A 24,301-nucleotide genomic window follows, 5' to 3' on the forward strand; every position below is an offset into this window, starting at 1 on the left:
CCATGAAGTATTCCCCTGAGCGCCGTGAGGCCATCCTGGCCAAGCTGGAGGCGCCCTACAACCGTACGGTCAGCGAGCTGGCGACCGAAGAAGGTATTTCGGCTGCTACGCTGTATAACTGGCGCAAACAAGCCCGTCGCACGGGTCGTTTGCTGCCGAACGCATCGCCGACCACGGAAGGCTGGAGCTCCCAGCAGAAGTTCAATGCTGTGCTGGAGACGGCCGCGCTGACTGAAGAGGAGTTGGCTGAATACTGTCGGCGTCGTGGTTTGTATCCCGAACAGATTCGCCGTTGGCGCGCCAGTTGTGAGCAGGCCAATGACCAGTCTGACCTGGCGGCAGAGCGGCAATCGGAATCGACCAAGGCCGAACGTAAACGGATTCGAGAGCTGGAACGGGAGCTGCGCCGCAAGGAGGCAGCGTTGGCTGAAACGGCAGCGCTACTGGTGCTGCGAAAAAAAGTTCAGGCGATCTGGGGGGACGAGGAAAAATGACCAATGCCATAGATCGCCGCCGAATTGTGGAATTGGTCAATGAAGCCGTGGCAAGCGGGGCTCGCCTGCGTAGCGTCTGTGCTGAGCTGGGGATCGGACAGAACACCTACCGGCGCTGGTCCGGTGGAGGTGAGGATAAACGGCCCCACGCCATACGACCGACCCCTTCCCATGCGCTGAGTCAAAAAGAACGTGAAGCGGTGTTGGACGTCTGCCACCAGCCGCAGTTCGCGAGCTTGCCCCCAGCGCAGATCGTGGCGCGACTACTGGATGATGAGCAGCGCTATCTGGCCTCGGAGTCGAGCTTCTACCGCATTCTGCATGCGGCGGGAGAACAGCGCCGGCGCGGTCGACAGGCGGCGCCTCGGCACAAGGGGCCACCCCGTCGCCATCGTGCCGACCATCCGAACGCCGTATGGAGTTGGGATGTGACGTATCTGCCCACACGGGTTCGCGGCCAGTTCCTCTATCTGTATCTGATCATCGATATCTACAGCCGCAAGATCGTGGGCCATGAAGTCTTTGAATCGGAAAACATGGCCAACAGCGCCCATGTCATTCAACGCGCCGTGCTACGTGAGCAATGCGCCCACCACCCCTTGGTATTACACGGCGATAACGGTTCGGCCATGAAAGGCTCGACCATCCATGCCAAGCTTGAAGAATTAGGCGTCACACCCTCGCACAGCCGTGCGCGCGTCTCGAACGATAACGCCTACTCTGAGTCCTTGTTTCGCACCTGCAAATATCATCCTACGTTCCCGGCGTCTGGCTTCGCAGACCTGGTTAACGCTCGTAAGTGGGTGGGGCAATTCGTGCATGGGTACAACGACCTTCATCGTCACAGCGAAATCCGTTACGTCACGCCTGCTCAGCGCCATGCCGGCCAGGATCACGCCATACTTGCGCGACGTCATGCGCTGTATCAGGTGGCTCGTGCTCAACACCCTGCGCGCTGGTCGGGGAACACCCGTAACTGGCAACCCATCGGTAGCGTCTGGCTGAATCCCGAGAAGGAAATATCATTTACCCAAGATCAGAAAGTATTAGAAGCCGCGTAACTCATGTTCCAACTACCTTGACAGACGCCGGCCTGAACCGATGAAGCAGTAAAGCTTGCCAATATAATTGCAAATGCTGATTTACGCATGTGAGTTCCTAATATTAACCAACAAAAAAAATGGCAGTTGAATGAAAAACCTCGATACGCGACCTGAGGAATCATCCATTCAACCCATCGTTTATGTAATAAATATTAATATCAAGAATTCAGACATAAATGTAATCTTCATGATTGTTATCTGTAATCTTTGAAGATAAAACTCTTGAATAAATAGCAACCATATATTTAAGAAATCATCCGTAGCTGTGATCAATAAGCATTCTCTCCACATAGATGTCGCAGTCGGAACAGGGGTTTTCTTATTCTTGATTTCTATCACATAAAGATGTCAAGATTAATGGACAGCCGAAATTATGAGAAGACCGCTGATGTGAAGAACGATTGACTGCTCAAGATATACGTTAAGGCTAATCCCAAGGACAAGATCTTGACACAAGAACCCAATAAAGAAACAACAAGACTGTCTGCCGCGAGATGCCCCATGAGGCATGCAAGAGCGACGCCGACTGCTCTAAGTCGCCAGCCAGGTTTCCAAGTTAGCCACATCGACTGTCTGTATGTTGTGAAATGGACGAAGAGAACGACGAAATCGGCGGTTGACCTCTCCGCCTGACGCTCAATCGCCGTAACTGGGTCTTGGACTGACTTTTTTATCTACGCAATGCACGTGGCTTCAGTGGGAAGCATGAGTGTATGGACAGAATCAATCTCATGCTCATATTGAACCTGCCCGTCAAGGTTCGCTCCGCACTAAGATCGTTGGACGTACCGACCGGCGTGAATCAAGCGTGGTTGACGATCCTAAAGCACAATCTTCTTCTTGCAGCCCTCTGCTTGAGAGGAAGATCGTAGTCCATGCGTTCCGCCAAGGCCCAGAATTCCTGAGTATGGCCATAGAGAAGTTGGCGAGCATATGACTCATTAGGATCGAGTACACCTAGCCGAGCCGCACGCAGTAGAGAGTCTATGTCGATCAGCTCGACACGACCATACAGTACAAATAGTTATCCGGACTTGTATCTGGTGAAGCGTAACATCAAGCTGCGGATGTCGTCCTACAATAACAAGCAACCAAACAGGGCTGGACAGTTGCCCAAAAACAGTTGGCCATGGCCGCACAGCCTTACCTTTTTTGGGCAAATATTTGACAATGGAGAAATTACTTTGCGAACTACTGTCAAGGCTTGCTCATAAGGAAGCATCCTTCATGGATGGAAATTCGTCTGACTTCGCTGCCATCCTACATATCTTCATGTGGCGAAAAACGGGCCAACTAGATTTTCTCTTGCAGTATGGATAGGTAGATCCGAACCAAGCGGCAAGGCCCAAAGATTACAAATTCGTAATCTTGACGACTGTTTTGTGATGGTTTCCACATCTTAGAATGTTGTGACCGCACATCCCAAGACCGAACTATGGCTCATATGAATATTCAATCAATAGTCTGCATAATAATACAGCCACACGATATTTCTGATCTACGGACAACCTTCTGAGATATCTTTCCATTCATATCAGATTTATGAAGTAAATCTAGAGGCAATACAAATGAAAATTCTTGTTATTGAGGATGAGCGTAAGTTAGCAGAGTATCTCAAACGAGCACTGTCCGAGCACAATCACGTGGTTGATGTCGCGTATGACGGGGTTAGCGGGCTTCATCTGGCGCAAGAGATTCAATATGACTTGATTCTTCTCGATGTGATGCTGCCTGAAAAAGATGGCTTTACAGTTCTCACTGATCTACGTAAGAGAGATCGAGTTCCTGTTCTTATGCTCACAGCTAGAGATAAGGTAGAGGATAAAGTTAGAGGCTTACAAGACGGTGCAGACGATTATCTTGTAAAACCTTTTGCCCTTTCAGAGCTATTAGCTAGAGTTCTTGCTCTTGGACGTCGACGTGGAAGCAATATAACAGAATCGCCAAAACAAAATATCTTGCAGGTTGGAGACCTAGAGCTAGACTTATTACGTAGAAGAGCAACTAGAAATGGAATTCGTTTAGATCTAACAGCCAAAGAGTTTGCGATGCTGGCATTAATGATGCGTAAGAAAGGAGAGGTTCTTTCAAGACTCGATTTGGCAGAACAAGTATGGGATATCAACTTCAATAGCAATACTAATGTCGTCGAAGTAGCAGTACGCAGATTGCGTGGAAAAGTGGACGATCCATTCCACATTAAGTTGCTGCATACCGTTCGAGGCATGGGATATGTATTAGAGTTAAGAGAAGAATAATGGAAGAAAAGTCTCCCATCTCATTGCGCAAATGGTTATCACGCCGGCTTGCAATACTTACTTTTGTCGCGTTAGGCATAGTCTGTACGGTCGTGTATATTTCGACAAATCTCAGCCTACAATCTCGGCAAGAAGCGCTTTTACACCAAAAAAGAGAAGTTATTGAGCATCTCGTAGCAGAATTCACCGCAAAGAAAGACTTTAATACACTAGACCATAAGCTAACAGATTTTTTTTATGGCCGTTCTGAATTCTTCTTACGCCTTTTTGTTGAAGGGACCGAGGGCCCGGTAAATATATATGGTGAACAGCATCAAGAAACCGCAAGCAGCAACTTGAAGCGCCTCAGCTTTTCAATTCCCTCGCCTGTAAATTCTAGCGAACAAATGATCGCAGAGCTATTTCTTGATACTACATCCGATGTAAAACTGAGAGCAGCCCTCGCCTGGACATTATTTTCTTGTGCTCTTATAGGAGCACTAGTTGTTTCGTTTTTGGGCGATTTCATTGTAAGAAAATCACTTAGCCCACTTAAATTACTAAGATATCAAGCCACTCAAATTTCACCTGACAACATCAACCAAAGGTTAGATGAAAATAATCTTGCGGAAGAAATAAAGCCTCTGGTTGTTCAATTTAATGCCTTACTAGATCGCCTTGAACGAGCCTATATTCAAATGGAAGGTTTTAATGCAGATGTTGCTCACGAACTAAGAACTCCTCTCGCCAACCTCGTTGGTGAGACTGAGTTCGCACTTGCTGCAAAGAGGCCAGTAAACGAGATTTACGATATTCTAGGGTCGAACCTGGAAGAACTGCAAAGAATGACTGCGATTATTAATGACATGCTCCTTTTATCTAATGCAGATCGCGGAGCAAAAGCACGCTATGTTCATATGTCAAATTTACATGAATTAATTTCTGAAGTTAGTGATTACCATGAAGCGGAAGCTCTTGAAGCTGGCGTGCTATTTAAAATAACAGGCGATGCAATAGCAAAGGTAGATCGCTCACTTATTCAACGCGCGGTCTCAAACTTAATTTCAAACGCCGTAAGATACAGTGACAAGGACTCCGAAGTTCTTATAAAAATATCATCTGAAAATGAAAACCTTGTAAAAATCTCTGTTTGCAACTATGGCATCGAAATAAATGAGATTGATTTAACGCGACTATTTGATAGATTTTATCGTTCAGATTCATCCAGAACAGACAATGCCAACCACCACGGCCTGGGTTTGGCGATAGTTTCAGCTATTGCAAGAATGCACGGAGGTCAACCTTTCGTAGAGTCAGCTCTCGGACACACACAGATTGGATTCACTATTAGTAAACATACATCGTGATTTAGCTTAGTAATTACTTCTGCCACCTATGGCCAGTGAATCGACTACGGTTCTGTATACGCTTACGAGCCTGATAGAATAGCCTGCTCCTCAAACCGCGCGGAAAATAGGCCGCATTGGAATTATGCCTTTGCACAGGGCAGTAAAATATCTCGATATAAACGAAGATATCGCTTCGGGCTGCATCGCGAGTCATGTAGGCTCGACGCTTGATGCGCTCGTGATTTAAGAGTTGGAAGAAGCTCTCAGCCACGGCTTTGCCGTGGCAGTTGCCGTGTGTCGGCTCAAGCAGCAAACGATACCTTGTGTTTTCAGCAGTGCCTGGCACTATTGGCTGGTGAACTGGGATGCCTTGGTCAGAGTACAGCATCAGCCCGAGCAACGGCTTTCGACGCCAGACGGCAACCAGTAGTGGCTGCAAAACCAGATCGGACTGCATCCTACCGTCCATGGCCCAGCCGACTACCTGCCGCAAGTACAGGTCGATGACCTCTGCCAGGTACAACCAGCCCTCATGGGTGCAGATATAGGTGATGTCTGTGACCCGATGCCGTGTAGGCCCGCTGGACATTGAAGTGCCTGTCCAGTCGATTGGGCGCCACGACCAATACCTGTCCGGCACGAGATCGAAACCGGCGACCATAGCTAAGCTGTTCCCGTAAGCCGCCCTCGCTGTTCATCAGTCGAGCGACACGGTTTTTGGTGCATCGTTCACCCTGATCGCGGAGATCTTGCGTGACTTTGCGATAGCCGTAGACCGTGCCGCTCTCCAGCCATGACTGCTTTATCAAGCCAGTCAACCGGCGATCGTCCTTAGCGCGTGCGCTCTCCGGGCGCTTGCGCCAGGCGTAGAAGCCGCTGCGCTCAACGCCCAGGATGCGGCACATGCTGGAGACGCGAAATTTCTTCAGGTGCGCTTGCATGAACACGTACTTTGCCCTCACCCCTTGGGAAAGTACGCGGCAGCCTTTTTTTAGATGTCACGCTCCTCAGTGACTCGTCGCAGCTCGGCCTTCAAGCGCCGGATCTCGGTAGTCTCGATGCCCCCGATCTGCCTTGCCTCGGGGGAGCGGCGCCGTGCCTTTACCCATTCATATAGCGTGTAGCTGCTGACTCCGAGCCGTTCGGCAACCTCCCGAACTGGCCGGGCCCAGCTCGATGACCTGTTTGGCTGCTTCTGCCTTGAACTCGTCCGTGTATCGCTTACTGCTCATATCCACCTCCTAGGTGCCTAAATTTTAGGCTGCAAGGTGTCTACGAAACCCTGGTCGATTCAGTTTATCAAGCTCCATCCAAAAATATAATAAATCCGAGCAAAGCGTTGACTGCGGTCAATAAAACACACATACCCATTACTTAATACAGCATGACAGCTTCAAATCTTTCACAGATATGACGCCAGACATTCATTTGCTTTGCAAATTAGTAATGATTAGGTTTGCTTTCTGACGATACTGAAAGCCTATAGTCATCACTTATGATGGCTTATGCAATATTGCCTCAACAGCAGATGTGCATTTTCATTGCCACCAAAACCGACCTGGTAATGAGCTGGATTTACTCTTGCTCATTTTTTCCAAAGAGAATAGTTCATAATGTTGCCAATGAAAATCCTTCTTATAGAAGACGAAAAAAAACTTGTTGAAACTTTACGTATGAGTCTTACCGAGAACGGTTATATCGCTGATATTGCCATAGATGGCATCAGCGGCTTACAACTATCCTCCGAGACTCAATATGATCTTATTGTCTTGGATATCGGTCTGCCAGATATTGATGGCTTTGAGGTTTTGCGCCGAATACGCCACCAAGACAGAGTTCCAGTGATGATCCTGTCGGCGAGAACCAGCGTAGAAGACCGTGTTCGCGGTCTGCAACAAGGTGCTGATGATTATCTGCTCAAGCCATTTGCTCTTTCTGAATTTCAAGCCCGCGTACAGGCATTGAGCAGAAGAACTTCAAGCGACGAACTCGGTATGGGCCAAAACGTACTCAAAGTGCACGATTTGGAGCTAGACATCCTTCGCCGGAGAGTCTCTAGAGCAGGCCGTAGAATCGAGCTTACGGCAAAAGAATTTAATCTACTTACTTTCTTATTACGCAGGCATGGTGAGATTGTCTCAAGGTTGGTCTTAGCTGAGCAAGTTTGGGACATGAACTTTAACAGCAATACTAACGTTGTTGAAGTAGCGATTAGAAGGCTGCGTGCAAAAATTGATGACCCGTTTCCTGTAAAGTTACTCCATACTGTACGCGGCATGGGATACACGATTGAGCACCGTGGCTCAAAAATAAAGTGAATCGGCCCGGCTACCCTAGACACCCATTTGCCTCATAATGAGGATATCTGGAGGTGTCATGAGCATGAGCGCACAACCGAAGCGATTTACCGAAGAATTCAAGATCGAAGCCGTTCGCCAGGTGACTGAGCGTGGGCACAGAGTGGCCGATGTTGCTGAGCGGTTGGGAGTGAGTGCCCACAGCCTGTATCAGTGGCGTAAGCGCTATGGGCAAGCAGATTGCACGGCAGTGCGCCGGGAAGCTGATCAGGCGGGCGAGGTTCGTCGGCTAAAGGCAGAGTTGCGGCGTGTTACCGAAGAGCGCGATATCTTAAAAAAAGCCGCGGCGTACTTTGCGAAGCAGTCCCAATGAAGTACGCCTTTATTCGGGACCACGCAGAACAATATCCCGTTCGCCGACTGTGTTCAGTACTGAAGGTCCATCCCAGCGGATACTATGCGTGGCGACGCAATCCTGAGAGTCGCCGGGCCAGAGAAGATGGTCGGTTACTGAGGCTGATTCGACAAAGCTGGGAAGACAGTGGCCGTATCTACGGCTACCGTAAGGTCACCCATGATTTGCGTGACATAGGCGAGCATTGCGGTCGGCATCGCGTCGCCCGACTCATGCGCCAAAACAGAATACGCTCCCAAACGGGATATCGACGCCGTCCTGGACACAAATACGGTCGGCCCAGTGCTGTAGCACCCAACCACTTGCAACAGCAGTTTGATGTGCCAGCGCCCAATAAGGCTTGGGTAACCGACATCACCTATATCCGTACACATGAAGGGTGGCTGTATTTGTCGGTGGTGCTGGATCTGTTCTCCCGTCAGGTGGTGGGATGGTCCATGAGCAATACGATCAACAAAGAGCTCGTTCTAAATGCATTACTGAGTGCCGTCTGGCGTCGTCGCCCTGCCGGGGAGGTGATCATTCATTCCGACCAAGGCAGTCAGTTTGGCAGCCACGACTGGCGTGACTTCCTACGCGATCACAAGCTGACGCCCAGCATGAGTCGGCGTGGCAATTGCTTTGATAATGCGGTCGCAGAAAGCTTCTTTCAGTTGCTCAAACGCGAGCGTATTCGTCGAAAAGTCTATCCCACGCGGGAACAGGCCAGGGCTGACGTCTTTGACTACATTGAAATGTTTTACAACCGTAAACGACGACATGGCTATGTGCAGCAGCTACCGCCGGTGGAATACGAAAAGCGTTATTTTTTGAAGAACGGGACTGTCTAGAAAACCGGGGTCGATTCAAAGTGTAGTGCCGAAGCGTTACCAACATAGCGCGCTATTCCTACAACGGAAGTGCTTGAAGAAAAGAACCATACTGCCCCATACCCGATGGTCAAAATATTTAAATCCATATGAAAAATATTAATTACGGTACCCATTCTTATTTTTAGGGTGATTCCGTACAAATCAATTTTTCACTATCAGCGCGTAGCCGATGCTCGTCTATCCACCATAGTAGCTAACGTCGCAACCATAAACATACAAGAAATTTTCGATTGATATCCTAAAATTGGGCTTATAGTTTTATATCTCATGTGCAGCGTAGCTACAATGCCTGGCCTTGATCAAAATGGTTTCGCGACATCTGGATCACACTTCCTATTCGCCGACATTTACTATAAAACTCCTGTTCGTTGGCTCGAATTCTGAGAATCCTCGATATCACATGAACACATATCGCCCAATTGCCACTGCGACTCGCTTCGCTGGTAGTGCACAACTGACGAAATAACTGTCACTCATGACTAGCTCAGATGTTATGCGCAAAAAAAGTGGCCACATAACATGTGGCCACGCACCCAGATCAAAGGGGCTTTTGATCCGAAGCGAACGGGTTAGAATGCGTGACGCAGACCGATAGAGGCAGTTGTCAGCTTAGCATCACTAAGGAACGCATAATTTTTCGTGTATGAGCCTACAGCGTATACGTTAGTACGCTTCGAAAGCGCATAAGTATATCCCAATGCAAAGGTATTGCTGGTTGAATCACCACCCGTTAGATTGCTATTATTCGGCTTAACTCGCTGCCACGATCCGAACATACTACTCGATTCGTTGAAAGGAACGGAGACAGCAACCAGGTACGAATTAGCCTTAAATCCCTTCACAAATGCATTTGTTGGTGTCCCACGAACACTTCCAATAGAGGCATTTGAATCCAGACTCTTACCCGCGAACCAGCCATCGGTAGTACGCTCGTAAGCCAGCGCCAGCTTCAGAACTTCGAAATCGTAAGAACCGCCTACGGAATACGCACGAGGTGTGGCATCTTTCTGGGTAGCAGAAAGCTTGTCAGACGCCTTCAACTGATCATACGCAAAATACGCCATCAGTGGACCATTCTGATAGCTCAAACCCGCAGTGATTGCCCTCGTATTATCCGCCGTTGCAAAGCCGGATTCTGCAGTTCGCATGCTGTCAACGTTAGAAGAGTAACCCGCAGCAAACTTAAATCCGCTAATCGACGGGCTCTGATACATTGCCAGATTGTCATAGCGTACAAAACTACCAGCACTGTGTCCGAGTCCATTGCCCATTTGTAGCTGATGATATCCACCTCCAAACTTTGGACCAAACATTGCCAACATCATCCGAGTAGCAACGTTAAAGTGGCGACCAAAACTAATCTCCCCCCACGAGTCACTGCCGATTCCTAGCGTTGACTCGCGTCCAAACAGCCGACCATTTTGCTCCGAGTTACCTGTAGCAGGATTGAAACCAGACTCTACTCTAAAAGTAGCATACACACCGCCTCCGAGGTCTTCTTTCCCACGAAGCCCCCATCGTGAGCCTGTGGATTTACCGGTTACCATTCCTGTGCGGGTAGCCTTGAAATCTTTAGTGTCTCCAGTGGTTGGATCAACATATGAACCACTGACACGTGAATATCCAATACCCGCATCAATCAGACCATACAGCGTCACTGATGTTTCAGCATACACGGTACCGGACAGTGCGGTTGTGATCGCAGCCAGCAATAGTTTCTTTTTCACAATGTGCTCCTTATGCGCAAAGATTGTTAAGCAACGCGCCGGCGGTATTCAAAGTGAGCAATGAGCGCAAAATCGTATTTGCGTCAGCGCATTTTCCACCAACTGTGCTTTAGCAAGTTTGGAATCGGAGCACGAACAACCAACGAACAATGGAATTACAAAAAAGATATTTTCAAGTAACTATTGCCTACCATCGAACTAAAGAAAATATACAAGCCATTGTTTTTAATACAAATAACTAGAAAGCATGCAGTTTCCTCTTATTCAGACTCTTGTCATCGAACCGAAACATAAGCCCCAATCCGCTGTCGCATTTGTGAGACACATTAACCACTTCAATCTATTCTGACCTACATCCCATACATTTCATTTAACTTACAGAAATGTAATTTAGTGATCAGGCTTTCGGCAGCGACACCTAGATAGAATTTCAATACGCACAAATCTATTCTTTACTCTGCTGGCACTGATGCGTATTGCCGGCTTCTCCTAAAGGAATGGCAATGAAACTGTCTACCAAAATTTTGCTTACTGCAGTGGCGATCTCCACCTCCTCTTTCTCTGCTGTTTATGCAGGAAATGCATCCTCTAACGCTAATGCAAATAATCATCGCGAATTGACACGCGCCGAAGTTCAAGCTGACTTGGCGATCTGGAATCGAGCCGGTCTGGGAGAGCTTCACAGAGGCGAACTCACTCCAGACACCTTTAGTCCTCAATACAAAGCAGCCTATGCTGAGTACATTCGTATGCGCAATGGTCCTGAGTATCAAGAGGAGTTGAAGAAACGTCAGAAATAAGCCAAACCTTTTAATGTAGATAATAATGAATCACCCGGCCTTGCTGGCTCATTATGTCTAGAATCTGCCAATCCTTTTGGCAGAAGGTTGGCTCGACTTCCCAGTTGAGCCAACCTTTTTTATTTTTGCTATTTTATTATTAATTGCACACACCAACGCCAATTTCCACAAAATCATTAAAACAACTATAAATCCACCACACATACAATCAAAAAAAATATCCACTTCCTCATCAATTAAACCATTCACTGTCGCTTTGTTCCATTTGAAGCACAATACATAATATGACTAATAAAGATAAAAATCTCGTTAGCGAAATCGCTATCCTGGATGAAACCTCCAACACTCCGGAGGAACATAAACATGACAGTGCAGGTTTTTTGGGGAGCAACACCGAGCTCTTGTTTTCTTTAATCTGCGGTGTGTTCTTGGTAGTGGGATTTGTAGTTGAACGTTTTTTTTCACAACTACCGATGTGGCTTCCACTAGGCTGTTATATCGCCGCTTATTTTTTTGGCGGATACTTCACTCTGCAAGATGCCATCGAAAAACTGAAGCAAAATCGCTTTGAAATTGACACATTGATGTTAGTAGCTGCGATTGGTGCTGCCATACTAGGATCATGGGCTGAGGGTGCTCTGCTCTTGTTTTTGTTTAGTTTAGGACACGCATTAGAGCATTATGCAATGGGACGAGCCAAACGATCCATTGAAGCTCTAGCCAAACTTGCACCAGCGACTGCGGAGGTACGACGTAACGACGAAATAGCCGTGATTTCAGTAAAAGAACTCGAGGTCGGCGATGTAGTAATTGTAAAACCCAATGCACGTCTGCCAGCAGATGGCTTTCTAATACAGGGTTCCACAAGCGTAAATCAAGCTCCCGTTACAGGAGAGAGCATTCCTGTTGACAAAAGGCCTGTTGATGATCCCAATCAGGCACGTACTAGGCCAGACAGCATAGATAACTCATCTCGCGTTTATGCAGGCACAATTAACGGCGGTGGAGCCATTGAGATAGAAGTCACTCGAAAATCGAATGATTCAGCCCTTGCTCGCGTAGTAAAAATGGTCAGTGAGGCTGAGACTCGTCGTTCACCAACTCAGCGGTTCACAGACAAATTTGAGCGTATTTTCGTACCAATTGTGCTTTTATTAGCGTTTATACTGTTATTCGGCTGGGTCATCATCGACGAACCTTTCAGGGATAGCTTTTATCGTTCTATGGCTGTGCTAGTTGCTGCCAGTCCGTGTGCTCTTGCAATCGCCACTCCAAGTGCCGTGCTCTCAGGTATTGCTCGGGCAGCTCGCAGTGGCGTGTTAATCAAAGGTGGGGCTCCACTAGAGGAATTAGGTTCGCTCAATGCAATGGCCTTCGACAAAACAGGCACATTGACAGAAGGTAAGCCGCAAATAACAGATGCCATCGTTATTGATGCTGACAATGAGGAAGAACTGCTAGCTGTTGCGGTTGCTGTTGAATCTCTTAGCGACCATCCCCTGGCAGTGGCCATATCCCGTGACGGTCGCGCCAAGCTATCTGGTGTGCAGATAGCTATTGCCGAAGATCTTCAAAATCAAGTCGGACGAGGAGTTACAGCCAAACTCGGCGGCCAGAGGGCATGGATCGGGAAAGCCGAGATGTTCGGTTCTGATGGAGTTCCTTCACTTAGTGCTCCTGCAGCAGCAGCCATTGAGAAATTACGTTCATCGGGACGTACATCGATGTTTGTCAGGCTCGGCAATCGAGACCTCGGGGCAATTGGCTTGCTAGATACCGCTCGACCTGGCGCATCGCAAGCACTCAAAGAACTTAGAAGCCTTGGCATCCAACGTATGATCATGATTTCCGGTGACAATCAACGGGTTGCCGAGGCCATTGCTACCGAGGTTGGCTTAGATGAAGCATGGGGCGATCTAATGCCCTCAGATAAAGTTGAAGCAATTCGCCGGTTACGTGAGCAAGGCAAAGTTGCAATGGTTGGAGACGGTGTGAACGATGCTCCAGCAATGGCTAACTCTACAGTAGGAGTTGCGATGGGAGCAGTAGGATCGGATGTTGCGCTCGAAACTGCCGATGTTGCGTTGATGGCTGACGATCTACGTAACTTACCATTCGCAGTAGGCCTGAGCCGCCATACTCGCGGCATCATTCGACAGAACGTGTTTGTCAGCCTGGGGGTTGTAGCCTTCCTTGTTCCTGCAACAATTCTTGGTTTAGGGATTGGTCCTGCAGTAGCAATCCATGAAGGGTCCACGCTCCTCGTAGTGTTCAATGCTCTGAGATTGCTGGCATACAAGGACAATTTCCAACTCTAACCGTGGCTGAAGAGAACAGCGCCGCAGACGGGCTACCGCTGAATCTTGTGTGGCTGATTGGACGTCAATTGCTTCCCAAAGTGGATGCAATGCTGAAGTTGTTGTCAGGTTCACTTAGCATTAATTGATTTTGTACGTTATGCAGGTTGAACATATGTCTCACGAAACCCCGATGCCACGCTGCAGCCCAACCCGCCATGAAACACTCCCGCGATGCACCGTGGCAGCAAGTTGCTGCCCCAACCGCTGTTCAATGACAGGTTTCCATGGCACCAAGCTGAAGCCTTTCACACGTGCTCAGTCTCGTTCAGAGGCGCTGGATCCAAAACCCGCCCGGGCGTAGTCCAGCGCAGGTAATGACAAATGTCTCGGCAGGCGTCGGCAAGACGCGGCCCGTGCGCGAGGCAAGGCGCACAGAGCGAAGTATTGGTGGGAGGCGACCGTTATTCCGGTCGGGCGCAGAACAGCCTGGTCAGGATACGTCAGGCAGAGTCATGCGCAGGTTGCACCCATCATGATGACCGTTCAAAGACGGGTCAAATAATGGGTAAGCGTTTGATTGATAACGGCATGAGGGACAGCGAAGGGATGTGATGTCAGCCCCGCGACTCCAGGAACTGCCGCACCGCCTCAAAAAACTGACGGTCTTCCGGGCGCAAACCGCCGGAGCGGTACACCGCCGACACCTGGAACGTTGCTTCGCACGCCTCAATCGGCAGGAACCGCACGCCATCACGTGGGTTGCGGGCGATCTGAGATTCAGCGATAAAGCTGATTCCAAAGCCTGCGGCCACCAACGCTAGCATGCCCTGCACGCTGGAAGCATACTGAGCAATCGTCGGCTCAACGATCTTTTCAGCGATGGCGGCACGCAGTTGTTCACTACCGCCATCATCATTATCAGGATGACAGACAATGAGGCTGCACTGCTTCAAGTCGTCTTGGCTGATAGTACTGGACTTTGCGAGCGGATGTGTGACAGGCACCACCGCCCACATCGGGTCATACCAGAGCTTCTGGATGACCAGATCTTCATGACGTAAGTGACCTACCGCGATGCCGACATCGAGCGTACCGTCTCGCAGGCTTCGGATGAGCGTGCCGTGCTCATACTCGGTGGCATAGAGGTCGATGTCTGACAACTCTTCGCGCACATGCTTTAGCAACGCGTCCAGCATAGGATGCGCCAGGCCCACCGTCATGCCTGACAGACCTAGTCGTATCCGTTGCTGAACGGCCTGGGTCGCCTGAGCAGCATTGCGCTGTACTTCAGCATAGGCATTGAGCACTCGCTGCACATCGGGAAGAAGGCGCTTGGCGACCTCGGTTATCTGTGTACTGCGCTGGGTGCGTTTGAACAGTTGCACGCCCCAATCGGTCTCTAAGCGCTTGATCGCTAGCGACATAAGCGGCTGCTGGATATTCAGCCGCTCGGCAGCACGACGAAAATGCTGTTCCTCCGCCAGTACCAGAAAACACTGTAGATATTTGATTCTCATAGATGACGTTCTCCCATGGCTTGGCAAATAACACCTGGCCCGAACAGGAGATTCAGATTTTTAACAGTCCGAACTATAGTGGACAAACAGACTGAGACACTGGCAATACCATATCATCCATTTCTTCAGTTCGTCGGCCTTTTGTACCCAGGCACCACCTTGAATTTCAGGGTGCTTCGGGCGCGAGGAGCTCAAAACACTTGACCCTAAAGCCACTATAGGGTTTCTAATGGCAGAAGCAAAGGAAATCCATTATGAACACACATTCGCCAGACCATGATAAGGTCAATGCATCGTGCTGCGGCCATAGACACGGCAAACAGCCCGCTGAGCCACAACGGTTTACCCGCTTAGAGAACCACGGTTCTGCCAAAGCCTTTCGCATTGCCACGATGGACTGCTCTGCTGAAGAGTCAGAGATACGTCGCGTACTTGAACCAATCGCGGACATTCGCAGTTTAAGTTTTCAGCTTGGTGCGCGCACATTGCTTATTGATGCACCGGCTGAAGTCATACCTTTAGCCGTGGCGGCAATACGAAAAGCCGGCTTTGAACCGGAAGAAATTTCTGCACCACGCTCCGATAGCAATTCCTCTGGCATCTATGATGGCGCTGGGCAAGGCCTTTCAAGTGGCATCTTGCGTCTGGCGCTAGCGCTCATCTTTGCCCTGAGCGCGGAAAGCCTTTCTTTCTTCGCGCCTGAGACACAACTCTGGAAAATTAGTGGAATGGCGGTAGCCGCTATCGGAATCTGGCTGGCCGGGCTGGGCACTTATAAGAAAGGTATTGCCGCCCTTCGCCACAGGCGGCTTAATATCAATGCCTTGATGACTGTCGCTGTCACCGGCGCCTTTTTGATCGGTCAGTGGGCCGAGGCGGCCATGGTTATGGCCTTGTACGCCATCGCCGAATTGATCGAGTCGCACGCGGTAGATCGTGCTCGAAATGCAATTAAAGGACTTCTGGAGCTAGCACCCGAAACAGCCGAAATTCGCCGGACGGGAGGGAACTGGGAGCTAGTGCCGGCCAAGGAAGTGCCGCTTGGCGCGATCGTGCGTATCAAGCCGGGCGAACGTGTCGCCCTGGACGGTACAGTTACCGCTGGCGCAAGCGCCATTAACCAGGCACCCGTGACGGGTGAAAGCATTCCCGTGGAGAAAACCGTCGGCGATCCAGTATTTGCCGGCACCATCAATGAATCAGGTTCACTAGAGTTCGAGGTTACCGCCGTGGCGAGCGACTCCACCTTGGCTCGGATCATTCATGCGGTAGAGCAAGCGCAGGGAAGCCGTGCGCCCACGCAACGCTTTGTTGATAAGTTTGCAGCCGTCTATACACCCATCGTATTTGTCGTCGCACTGACGGTGGCATTAGCCGGTCCTCTGTTCTTTGATTGGACATGGCTTCAAGCCATCTACAAGGCCCTGGTCTTATTAGTCATCGCTTGTCCATGCGCGTTGGTTATCTCTACGCCTGTGACCGTTGTGAGCGGTCTGGCTGCAGCAGCTCGCCAAGGAATCCTGATTAAAGGCGGCACCTATCTAGAACAGGCTCGTAAGCTCAAAGCGGTCGCACTCGATAAGACCGGTACGATTACCGCCGGTAAGCCTGTGCTGGTCGAATGGGCGGTCATTTCTCCGGTCCTGCCGAAGGACGACGTGGCAGTGCTGGCAGCAAGCTTGGCCAGTCGCTCCGATCACCCCGTATCCCAGGCCATCACTTTGGGATTGAGCCTGCCCACACACGAAGTGGACGCCTTTGAAGCGCTTCCCGGACGTGGTGTCAAAGGAGTTTTAGAAAGCGAGGAATATGTGCTGGGCAACCATCGCCTGATTGACGAGCGGAAGCAGTGCAGCGCGGAACTCGAAGCGCTTTTAAAAATTCACGAAGAAGCCGGACGAACCGTTACGCTACTGGCATCCAACGCAGGAGTGTTGGCCCTGTTCGCTGTCGCCGACACGATTAAGCCCTCGTCACGGGCCGCTATTTTAGATCTCAGGGCGCTAGGGGTGACACCGGTTATGTTGACGGGTGACAATAATGCAACAGCCCAAACCATTGGCCGTCAAGCCGGTATAGAAGATGTACGCGGTAACCTTTTGCCTGAAGACAAGCTTCTAGCCATTCAGGAGATGCAGACGCACTATGGCTTGACCGGGATGACTGGCGATGGCATCAACGATGCTCCTGCACTTGCCCAAGCAGACATTGGCTTTGCGATGGGAGCCGCTGGAACCGATGTGGCCATGGAAGCTGCTGATGTCGTGATTATGAACGACGAGTTGCCACGTATTGCTACGACAGTGGCGCTATCGAGAAAAACTCATGCGATTCTTTGGCAAAACATAAGCTTTGCGATCGGCATAAAGGTCGTGTTCTTCTACTTGGCCATTTTCGCCGGAGCCACCATGTGGATGGCCGTTTTTGCTGATATGGGTGCGAGCTTGCTCGTTGTAGCAAATGGGCTGCGCTTATTGCGCACCGGCAGGAAAGCGAGTGCGCGTCCCGAAACTGTTGACGTGCTCGCAGGCTACGAACAGTCAGCCAATTAAGATACGTATGACATACGAATTTTCGTCAAAATCACGTTGGTGGCTGTGGTGCCTGGTGGCAATAGGCTTAACGGCACTCGATCAAGCCATCAAGCAGGTCGTTTCGACCTCCCTGCCGCTTTATGCGAATGTTCCGGTCACCTCATGGTTTAACTGGACTCATGTGCTAAATCCCGGCTCAGCCTTTTCGTTTTTGGCCCAAGCAAGTGGATGGCAGCGCTATCTCTTCATTGCCATGGGGTTGATCGTGAGCGCTATATTGGTATTCTCACTCTGGCGTGGTGTCGCTAGTCGATTAGTGACAGCATCGTATATTTGTATTGTCGCCGGCGCTTTAGGCAATGTCATTGACCGTGTACGGCTAGGCGCAGTAATGGACTACCTTGATTTTCACTGGAAACTATGGCACTGGCCCGCCTTTAACTTCGCCGATGTATTGGTAATTGGAGGAGCTATTTTGCTCGTACTATCGTCGTTTATCGACTCGAACCAATCAATAGATCAGCCCATATAACTCACACGGTCGTGCTATTGCATCCTATTGATTCATACCAGTCTCACCAGCAGCGTGCTGGAAGCACCGGTTAGACTGATAAAAGATTAAAGCCCATGTCTCGGTATGAAAAATCTTCAACTGTTATCAATCAACAAATGCGAACCTATGCCATAACGGTAATTTTCTTCTCCATGGTTGCCCTTATGCCGCCCACCTCGGTAGCAGAAATATCAAGCTTTTCTTTTATCAATGAAAGGTTTGAATCTTATGACATAAATGCGACGCCGAAGGTTTCTTCTAGAGCAGAAAGGCTTCGTAAATCGTTTCTCCCGAGCCCCATAAAAGGGGATGAAGCAAAAATAAGTTCTAACTTTGGCTTACGACTTCACCCTGTGCTTAACAAACCCATACCCCATAATGGGGTTGACTTCTCAGCCGCCAAAGGTACACCTATCAGAACGACAGCAGACGGTACGATTGCGTTCATAGGTCGAAAAAGAGGATTCGGAAAAGTGATTATTATCAAGCATGCTGATAATTTATCCACCCTCTATGCGCATCAAAGTCGATTTGCCCAAGGTCTAAAGAAAAACACTGCTGTGCCGCAAGGAAAAATTATCGGCTATGTCGGATCAACAGGAATGGTGACGGGCAATAATTTACATTACGAAGTTCGTATCGAAGATCAACCGATCGATCCGTTAAGGGCAGATAAGTTTTTCATCGAAAATTAATATGCTTCTAATGACGTAAATTAAGCATATAAATGCGAACATCAACGTCTATGCTTACACGCGCTGCACTTAGTTTGGCGTCATCATTAAATGACCCGCTTCAAATTATTAGGAAACAATCGCCATGAAAAAATTGATCTTCAGCATATCGATACTCTGCGTTGCCTCCTTCACTTATGCCGCGAACAAACATGATAGCCATGACGCTTCCACGCGGATCGAAGCGATTTCCACTTCCCAAATAGACAATAACGATAACCCCTCAGCCTCTAAAACCTTAATCGTTTCCAATTGTTGGATCCGCTCTTTACCGCGCCCAACCCCATCAGCGGGATATTTTATGCTTCAAAATACCGGCGAAAAAGAAGCTAAGCTGACTAGCCTAACCATTAATGAGTTTGATCAGATATCTTTACATCAAACGACCAATGAGGGAGGGAAAAGTAAAATGAGCATGGCCCACGAAATTGTTATACCAGCAGGCGGGAATCTGAAATTCAAGCCTGGCGGCTACCATGCCATGCTTGAGAAGCCCAATCGTCTGATCACAATCGGCACTTCTGTTAAGGCTAAACTCACATTCGATTCCGGTGAAACGGTCGACACCACTTGCTCAGTTAAGCCGCCTAACACAGTGGCGGAATAGTACAAGTTAGACCAAAAAAACCGAAGGAATCGATTACAAAGTGGAAAGGTCGTCGAAAGACGATCTATCTCAAATAGATTGGATCACTAATTCAAGGACAACCCAGTTGACGATTTAGATACCAACCATTCTATCGTGGAAGTCTAATTTCTGCGTAAGCTTGCCTAATTATGATGAAAGCTCGAGGCTAAACCGCATCTCAGAATTTCGCAATATGATCTAGATTAAAATCCATATACAGAATTTTAACGCAAAATTTGCATAGATCATTATCATTATTACCGATATGGCTGAGCTTGCCCTTGAATGACGTAGTCCTTAGTTCCAGTTAAATTGGAACCAAGGAGTAAGAAATGTCTGATACGTTTAAGCGCGGAAAGTACACGCAGGAATTCAAAGAGGAAAGTGTTCGCCAGGTATTGGCGGGCGTTTCAATCGGGTCGGTGGCGGAGTCGCTGGGTATCCCGAAGACCAGCCTGAGCAACTGGGTTCGCCAGCAGCGCCGCGGCCAGTTGGGCGGTAACGAAAAGCCAGCCTCTACCGCCTCTGTGAGTGCCGAACAAATGGAAATTTCCCGCTTGCGCGCTGAAGTTGTGCAGCTTCGCATGGAGCGCGACATCGCAAAAAAAGCCGCGGCGTACTTTGCGCAGGACACGCTGCAAAGTACGCCTGGATTCAAAAAATGAAAGGCCATTGGCCTGTGAGAGCGATGTGCCGAGTGCTGTCTGTTAGCGAAAGCGGATTCTACGGCTGGCAACGCTGCGGGAAAGTGCCTGGGTCCGCCCGATTGCCCGATCAGAGGCTGCTTGTACATATCCGAGCCATTCACCGCGAAGTGAAGAAGGAATACGGCTGGCCGCGCGTCTATCACGAGTTGCGTCGTCGCGGCCTGCGGGTGGGCAAGGAACGTGTCCGATTGCTCATGCAGGCGCACGGCATTCGTGGCAAGGCCAAGCGCCGGTATGTTGCCACGACCGACAGCCGACATGCGTTACCCGTCGCCCCGAACTTGGTGCAGCGGCAGTTCTCCACCGCGGCACCGGATCGGGTCTGGTGCAGTGACATCACCTACCTGCCTACCGAGGAAGGATGGCTGTATCTCGCTGCGGTGGTCGACCTGTTCAGCCGTCAGGTCGTGGGCTGGAGTCTGAAGCCTCACATGCAGACTTCGCTGGTCAAGGATGCCTTGACGATGGCATGCTTGCGTCGGCGACCAGCGGCGGGGTTGATCTTCCATAGCGACAGAGGCAGCCAGTATTGCAGCCATGAATTCCAGCAAACCCTGCGTGGGTGGCAGATACGTGCCTCCATGAGCAGAAAAGGCGACTGTTGGGACAATTCCCCAACGGAAAGCTTCTGGGCGCGGCTCAAGCTGGCATGCCTGGAGGGCCGGAAATTCCGCTCCCATCACCAAGCTATCGCTGCCGTGATGGACTGGATATCGTTCTATAACCATCGACGACTACACTCGTCATTGGGCTACGTGAGCCCTATGGAATACGAAAAACGCTGGCATGCGAGTCAATATAAAATCGCTGCCTGATCCCGGCGCTAAGGACTACAAAAAACAGGGGCAATATCAGGCTATGATTTCCAAATTGAAAACATATACGAGCTCTGTTACTCAACAATGATCTCTCCAAGCGTCCCAAACTTCAAATGCCAGCTAACCAGGCAGGCAAAGTCAACTTTACCTGATCGCATAAACTTCCATGTGATGGTGCTTGTCTGCCCGGGGTTGAGGGTGACCACATTTGATTGAACGTGCTCCATTGCAGGCTCTTTCTGCATTAATACGGCGTGCGCTCTAAGATCACCAATTGTGCCTAGAACCATTTCGTGAGAAAAATCGCCCGTATTTTTTACTTTGAACAAGACCGTGTCGCCCGCTTTCACTTTAATCCTACTGGGCTCAAAGTGTGTAGCATCATTCACAGTCATTGCGACTGCTTTATCCACTTTACTCGAGTCGCCCGGCCGACCGATTGCCCGTCCATGTATATGACTGTTTGTGCGTTCCGTGCCAGATTGCCGCACGGCTTTCACCTCTTTATCTCCAATGGCGAGAAGCTCTAGCGGCAACATTGTCAACACGGCAGCAAGCACTAGTTTACTCAGTGTTTCCATACGGTAGCCTCAGTTATAGGAAGTAGCGTAAAGCTCGGGAGTGCACCAAGTGCCTAAGCACGCTCGGGCGACGCATGTCATTTTAATACCCCGCATTGACTTCTTGCTTGACTAGAGTCTTTAGCTGTTCCATGCCGAATTTGGTTAATGGTTTTCGGTCCGCAACAAAATAAGTGTTTGAGCTATCTGTAATGCACGAAACTCTACTTTGTCTCGCGCTAGGAGCGCCTCAATGCTCGGTGGTCCATGTCGTTGCGCGCCTTATCAATGTCCACATCCATCGCCTTCAGATAATCCCATATCAAATCGACCTGTAGGTCATCGTGCTATGCCCATTGCGACTGCTTTTGAACGGCCTCCATCGATGACCAATATCTGTCTTGGATCCGGGTCGCTTCAAGAATCCTAATAACCTCTTCAGAACCCTCATGTAACGGTGCATACCAAATGACGAGCTTGACGTTGTCACCATTAAGGTTCGCGAGCTGTTTGACGTCAGAATAATATGCACGACAGGTTTCACATGATAATTCAAAGAACTCGACGACAGTAACTTTGGCCCCGCCGTAGGGCCATAGATAGGTGAGTGCATGCGCTCAACATCAGGAGTAACAACGCTTGTAACTTGATTCTGTTTGCGAATCTGAGTTTGTTCATATAAAAAACCGCCTATGGCAAACATCATAACCGCTAAAATACTGGCAAAGATAAGAACTGTTTTCCTTTTCACTTTGAAGCACCTTTATTTCCAAAATAAGCACGGCGATTGCCGTGAATGACAACACTGACAATAGAGGAATCGAGAGGGAACAAACTACATTTAAATTCACTTTGGCACGAGATATGCCGTTGCCACATGGCTGCAGCGTTGAAGAAATAACTCTTGAACAAAGCGAATATGGTAGAGTGCTACAATCCTGCCGACGATAACCATCAGAAGCGCATCAACGAACACTCGCCTGTCAGGAGTTGCAAGGTCGGCCGCCACGATAAAATCAAGCAAAAACATGAAAATACAATGAAACCAGCACAACTGTCAGAGAACGAGTCCCATCACTTCATTGAAAATCACGGCACTAAGGGTCGCCGCGATGGCGATAAGCCACATCACAAATACTCTGTGCTCCAACTGGGTACTTGAAAGTCGATCAGCGGTTGCCCTACAAATGTCAACCCCCAACGAGAATCGTGGGAAAGGGTGCTGTCAGTTGTCAAGAGGATGCCTGAGAAAATCATCCAATGCTTCCCAGCGCCGGAAACATTCTAAGCAGCCAAATTGCAAAACGGACCAATTGACCACTGGCTACTGCGATGCCCATCAGCACCAAGATCGTGCCGGTGACTATTTGCAGGTAGCGGCCTGCCCGACGCAGCGGGCCTAGACGACGCATAAACGTCGCCATGAAGTAAGCCGACAGTAAAAACGGAACGCCAAGTCCCAAGGCGTATACACCTAACAGCAACATGCCTTGACCCACGCTCTGAGCCGTAGCACCCAGCGTGAGAATGCCCCCGAGTACCGGCCCGATACAAGGCGTCCATCCAAAGCCAAAAGCCATGCCGAGCACGCCAGCCGACCACGGATTACCTCTACTTATCTCTGACTCAAAGCGGTAGTAGCGTTGTGCCCATAATGGAGCTCGCAGTACGCCCATGATCATCAGACCAGCAGTAACAATAATGACGCCGGCCACAATATTTAGTTCATAGCGATAAGACAAAAATAGGCGCCCAACCGATGTGATGCTAGCGCCAAGGGCTAGAAAAACCAAGGAAAAGCCCAGGACGAAACATACACTTAGAATGAGCGTCCGCCACCGTGCGAGGCGAGCTTGCGTAAGAGATTTTTCAGATCCCGCGGAGCCACCGGAAATATAAGAGAGATAACCGGGTACAAGCGGCAAAACACACGGAGATAGAAAGGACGCGATGCCTGCGACAAATGCTGTGAGTAACCCCAAAGCCGTTAGATCAAGCATCGTCGGATCGCTCCAAATAAGTACGCCTCTTCATTGATTTAACCATCTTCGGCCGGACGCATGAGCGCAGCATCGATAAGAGCTTCAGCCTGGGGGCTGTCCCAGGTTGCAGGCCCCAACGCGCGCCCTATTTCACGACCCTCTCGGTCAATCAACAAGGTGGTGGGGACACCCGGAGCGCGAACGATATTGGAAACCTGTGAGGTCGTGTCGAAATAGCCCCGTAAAGTCTGTATGTCGAACTGCTGATAAAACGACTTGACTAGCGTGGAGTCTCGATCAATGGACAACGCCACCACTTCGAAGGCCGGCCCTGCACGCTTCGCGTTCAAGCGATCAAGCGAAGGCATTTCTTCTCGACATGGTGGACACCAAGTGGCCCAAATATTGAGTAAGATAACAGTTCCGCGAAAATCATCTAGACTTACCGTTTTGCCTGCCTCATCCTGAAACGAGATTGGAGGCAGTTCGCGCGGGGTATGCCAGCGCATAAAGCGTTGGTCGCCTATATCGATAGCGATATTCAGGATGCCGCCAATAGGGCTCTTCGAAGCGTTATTGTTTTGGTATAGATATAGGCCCGCTACAACAGCGACCACACTGCTTAGACCCAGCACGACCCAGCCAATTCTCCTAATAGTTTTTTTCATCATTGC

At 49.5% G+C, this 24,301-nt stretch carries 17 protein-coding genes and 4 pseudogenes; 13 read left to right on the forward strand and 8 right to left on the reverse strand.

Going from position 1 to position 24,301, the window contains the following annotated elements; translation table 11 throughout:
* Positions 1 to 2: 2 nt before the first annotated feature.
* The 3 genes and pseudogenes from ACSBPU_RS18915 (at position 3) to ACSBPU_RS18925 (ending at position 5,201) form a co-directional block, all read left to right on the forward strand.
* Positions 3 to 1,555, forward strand: a pseudogene (locus ACSBPU_RS18915) (IS3 family transposase).
* A 1,610-nt stretch (positions 1,556 to 3,165) separates the two neighbouring features.
* Positions 3,166 to 3,855, forward strand: a complete 690-nt coding sequence (locus tag ACSBPU_RS18920) for a heavy metal response regulator transcription factor (protein WP_442593342.1) — start codon at positions 3,166 to 3,168, stop codon at positions 3,853 to 3,855.
* The gene (locus tag ACSBPU_RS18925) at positions 3,855 to 5,201 is read left to right on the forward strand and encodes a heavy metal sensor histidine kinase (RefSeq protein WP_442593343.1); all 1,347 of its coding nucleotides are present in this window, start codon (positions 3,855 to 3,857) and stop codon (positions 5,199 to 5,201) included. The genes ACSBPU_RS18920 and ACSBPU_RS18925 overlap by 1 nt, the downstream gene beginning before the upstream one ends.
* Positions 5,202 to 5,214: 13 nt before the next feature.
* On the opposite strand, the pseudogene ACSBPU_RS18930 reads toward ACSBPU_RS18925, so the two are convergent.
* Positions 5,215 to 6,415 (reverse strand): annotated as a pseudogene (locus ACSBPU_RS18930) (IS3 family transposase).
* 390 nt (positions 6,416 to 6,805) lie between these two features.
* Between ACSBPU_RS18930 and ACSBPU_RS18935 the strand changes: the two are divergent.
* Positions 6,806 to 7,501: a heavy metal response regulator transcription factor gene (locus ACSBPU_RS18935; RefSeq protein WP_442598425.1), complete on the forward strand. Its 696-nt coding sequence runs from the start codon at positions 6,806 to 6,808 to the stop codon at positions 7,499 to 7,501.
* Between the two features lie 64 nt (positions 7,502 to 7,565).
* Positions 7,566 to 8,725, forward strand: a protein-coding gene (locus ACSBPU_RS18940; RefSeq protein WP_442598427.1) for an IS3 family transposase whose coding sequence is annotated in 2 segments (ribosomal slippage) — positions 7,566 to 7,809 and positions 7,809 to 8,725 — 1,161 coding nt in all. Because the reading frame shifts where the segments join, the coding sequence is not laid out codon by codon here.
* 611 nt (positions 8,726 to 9,336) lie between these two features.
* On the opposite strand, the gene ACSBPU_RS18945 is transcribed toward ACSBPU_RS18940, so the two are convergent.
* Positions 9,337 to 10,494 (reverse strand): porin, encoded by a 1,158-nt coding sequence (locus ACSBPU_RS18945; protein ID WP_442593344.1) that lies wholly within the window; start codon positions 10,492 to 10,494, stop codon positions 9,337 to 9,339.
* 503 nt (positions 10,495 to 10,997) lie between these two features.
* Between ACSBPU_RS18945 and ACSBPU_RS18950 the strand changes: the two genes are divergently transcribed.
* Positions 10,998 to 11,294 carry a DUF4148 domain-containing protein gene (locus tag ACSBPU_RS18950; protein WP_442593345.1) on the forward strand — a complete coding sequence of 99 codons (297 nt, stop codon included), beginning with the start codon at positions 10,998 to 11,000 and terminating at the stop codon, positions 11,292 to 11,294.
* Between the two features lie 284 nt (positions 11,295 to 11,578).
* On the forward strand, positions 11,579 to 13,612 hold the full coding sequence (locus tag ACSBPU_RS18955; protein ID WP_442593346.1) for a heavy metal translocating P-type ATPase: 2,034 nt from the start codon (positions 11,579 to 11,581) through the stop codon (positions 13,610 to 13,612).
* A gap of 159 nt (positions 13,613 to 13,771) precedes the next feature.
* Here the strand turns inward: ACSBPU_RS18955 and ACSBPU_RS18960 are convergent.
* Both ACSBPU_RS18960 and ACSBPU_RS18965 read right to left on the reverse strand, forming a co-directional pair.
* Positions 13,772 to 13,897 (reverse strand): annotated as a pseudogene (locus tag ACSBPU_RS18960) (DUF3363 domain-containing protein); the annotation flags it as partial.
* 311 nt (positions 13,898 to 14,208) lie between these two features.
* Complete coding sequence (locus tag ACSBPU_RS18965) at positions 14,209 to 15,111, reverse strand: LysR family transcriptional regulator (protein ID WP_442593347.1); 903 nt, start codon at positions 15,109 to 15,111, stop codon at positions 14,209 to 14,211.
* A gap of 254 nt (positions 15,112 to 15,365) precedes the next feature.
* On the opposite strand from ACSBPU_RS18965, the gene ACSBPU_RS18970 reads away from it, so the two are divergent.
* The 5 genes from ACSBPU_RS18970 to ACSBPU_RS18990 all read left to right on the forward strand — a co-directional run bounded on the left by ACSBPU_RS18970 (position 15,366) and on the right by ACSBPU_RS18990 (position 21,082).
* Positions 15,366 to 17,663, forward strand: a complete 2,298-nt coding sequence (locus tag ACSBPU_RS18970; RefSeq protein WP_442593348.1) for a heavy metal translocating P-type ATPase — start codon at positions 15,366 to 15,368, stop codon at positions 17,661 to 17,663.
* Positions 17,664 to 17,670: 7 nt separating this feature from the next.
* Positions 17,671 to 18,177, forward strand: coding sequence for a signal peptidase II (gene lspA / locus ACSBPU_RS18975; protein ID WP_442593349.1), 507 nt, complete (start codon positions 17,671 to 17,673; stop codon positions 18,175 to 18,177).
* Between the two features lie 95 nt (positions 18,178 to 18,272).
* Positions 18,273 to 18,893 (forward strand): M23 family metallopeptidase, encoded by a 621-nt coding sequence (locus ACSBPU_RS18980; RefSeq protein WP_442593350.1) that lies wholly within the window; start codon positions 18,273 to 18,275, stop codon positions 18,891 to 18,893.
* 124 nt (positions 18,894 to 19,017) lie between these two features.
* Positions 19,018 to 19,539 (forward strand): copper chaperone PCu(A)C, encoded by a 522-nt coding sequence (locus tag ACSBPU_RS18985; protein WP_442593351.1) that lies wholly within the window; start codon positions 19,018 to 19,020, stop codon positions 19,537 to 19,539.
* 353 nt (positions 19,540 to 19,892) lie between these two features.
* Positions 19,893 to 21,082, forward strand: a protein-coding gene (locus ACSBPU_RS18990) for an IS3 family transposase (RefSeq protein ID WP_442593352.1) whose coding sequence is annotated in 2 segments (ribosomal slippage) — positions 19,893 to 20,160 and positions 20,160 to 21,082 — 1,191 coding nt in all. Because the reading frame shifts where the segments join, the coding sequence is not laid out codon by codon here.
* Positions 21,083 to 21,159: 77 nt separating this feature from the next.
* On the opposite strand, the gene ACSBPU_RS18995 is transcribed toward ACSBPU_RS18990, so the two are convergent.
* Together ACSBPU_RS18995 and ACSBPU_RS19000 are read right to left on the reverse strand one after the other, a co-directional pair.
* Positions 21,160 to 21,666 carry a cupredoxin domain-containing protein gene (locus tag ACSBPU_RS18995; protein ID WP_442593353.1) on the reverse strand — a complete coding sequence of 169 codons (507 nt, stop codon included), beginning with the start codon at positions 21,664 to 21,666 and terminating at the stop codon, positions 21,160 to 21,162.
* Positions 21,667 to 21,992: 326 nt separating this feature from the next.
* Positions 21,993 to 22,166, reverse strand: a pseudogene (locus ACSBPU_RS19000) (disulfide bond formation protein DsbA); the annotation flags it as partial.
* A gap of 383 nt (positions 22,167 to 22,549) precedes the next feature.
* Here ACSBPU_RS19000 and ACSBPU_RS19005 point away from each other — a divergent pair.
* Positions 22,550 to 22,807, forward strand: coding sequence for a hypothetical protein (locus ACSBPU_RS19005; protein ID WP_442593354.1), 258 nt, complete (start codon positions 22,550 to 22,552; stop codon positions 22,805 to 22,807).
* A 91-nt stretch (positions 22,808 to 22,898) separates the two neighbouring features.
* On the opposite strand, the gene ACSBPU_RS19010 is transcribed toward ACSBPU_RS19005, so the two are convergent.
* Together ACSBPU_RS19010 and ACSBPU_RS19015 are read right to left on the reverse strand one after the other, a co-directional pair.
* Positions 22,899 to 23,645: a cytochrome c biogenesis CcdA family protein gene (locus ACSBPU_RS19010; protein WP_442593355.1), complete on the reverse strand. Its 747-nt coding sequence runs from the start codon at positions 23,643 to 23,645 to the stop codon at positions 22,899 to 22,901.
* Between the two features lie 38 nt (positions 23,646 to 23,683).
* Positions 23,684 to 24,298, reverse strand: coding sequence for a TlpA family protein disulfide reductase (locus tag ACSBPU_RS19015; protein WP_442593356.1), 615 nt, complete (start codon positions 24,296 to 24,298; stop codon positions 23,684 to 23,686).
* Between the last annotated feature and the right edge of the window lie 3 nt (positions 24,299 to 24,301).

The sequence above is a fragment of the Parapusillimonas sp. JC17 genome (genome assembly GCF_052180245.1).
Taxonomy (GTDB): domain Bacteria; phylum Pseudomonadota; class Gammaproteobacteria; order Burkholderiales; family Burkholderiaceae_B; genus Parapusillimonas.

Bases quoted from the DNA above. Each gene is read 5' to 3' on its own strand.
- ACSBPU_RS18920 (WP_442593342.1), top strand. From the start codon at position 3,166: ATGAAAATTCTTGTTATTGAGGATGAGCGTAAGTTAGCAGAGTATCTC.
- ACSBPU_RS18925 (WP_442593343.1), top strand. From the start codon at position 3,855: ATGGAAGAAAAGTCTCCCATCTCATTGCGCAAATGGTTATCACGCCGG.
- ACSBPU_RS18935 (WP_442598425.1), top strand. From the start codon at position 6,806: ATGAAAATCCTTCTTATAGAAGACGAAAAAAAACTTGTTGAAACTTTA.
- ACSBPU_RS18950 (WP_442593345.1), top strand. From the start codon at position 10,998: ATGAAACTGTCTACCAAAATTTTGCTTACTGCAGTGGCGATCTCCACC.
- ACSBPU_RS18955 (WP_442593346.1), top strand. From the start codon at position 11,579: ATGACTAATAAAGATAAAAATCTCGTTAGCGAAATCGCTATCCTGGAT.
- ACSBPU_RS18965 (WP_442593347.1), bottom strand. From the start codon at position 15,111: ATGAGAATCAAATATCTACAGTGTTTTCTGGTACTGGCGGAGGAACAG.
- ACSBPU_RS18970 (WP_442593348.1), top strand. From the start codon at position 15,366: ATGAACACACATTCGCCAGACCATGATAAGGTCAATGCATCGTGCTGC.
- lspA (WP_442593349.1), top strand. From the start codon at position 17,671: ATGACATACGAATTTTCGTCAAAATCACGTTGGTGGCTGTGGTGCCTG.
- ACSBPU_RS18980 (WP_442593350.1), top strand. From the start codon at position 18,273: ATGTCTCGGTATGAAAAATCTTCAACTGTTATCAATCAACAAATGCGA.
- ACSBPU_RS18985 (WP_442593351.1), top strand. From the start codon at position 19,018: ATGAAAAAATTGATCTTCAGCATATCGATACTCTGCGTTGCCTCCTTC.
- ACSBPU_RS18995 (WP_442593353.1), bottom strand. From the start codon at position 21,666: ATGGAAACACTGAGTAAACTAGTGCTTGCTGCCGTGTTGACAATGTTG.
- ACSBPU_RS19010 (WP_442593355.1), bottom strand. From the start codon at position 23,645: ATGCTTGATCTAACGGCTTTGGGGTTACTCACAGCATTTGTCGCAGGC.
- ACSBPU_RS19015 (WP_442593356.1), bottom strand. From the start codon at position 24,298: ATGATGAAAAAAACTATTAGGAGAATTGGCTGGGTCGTGCTGGGTCTA.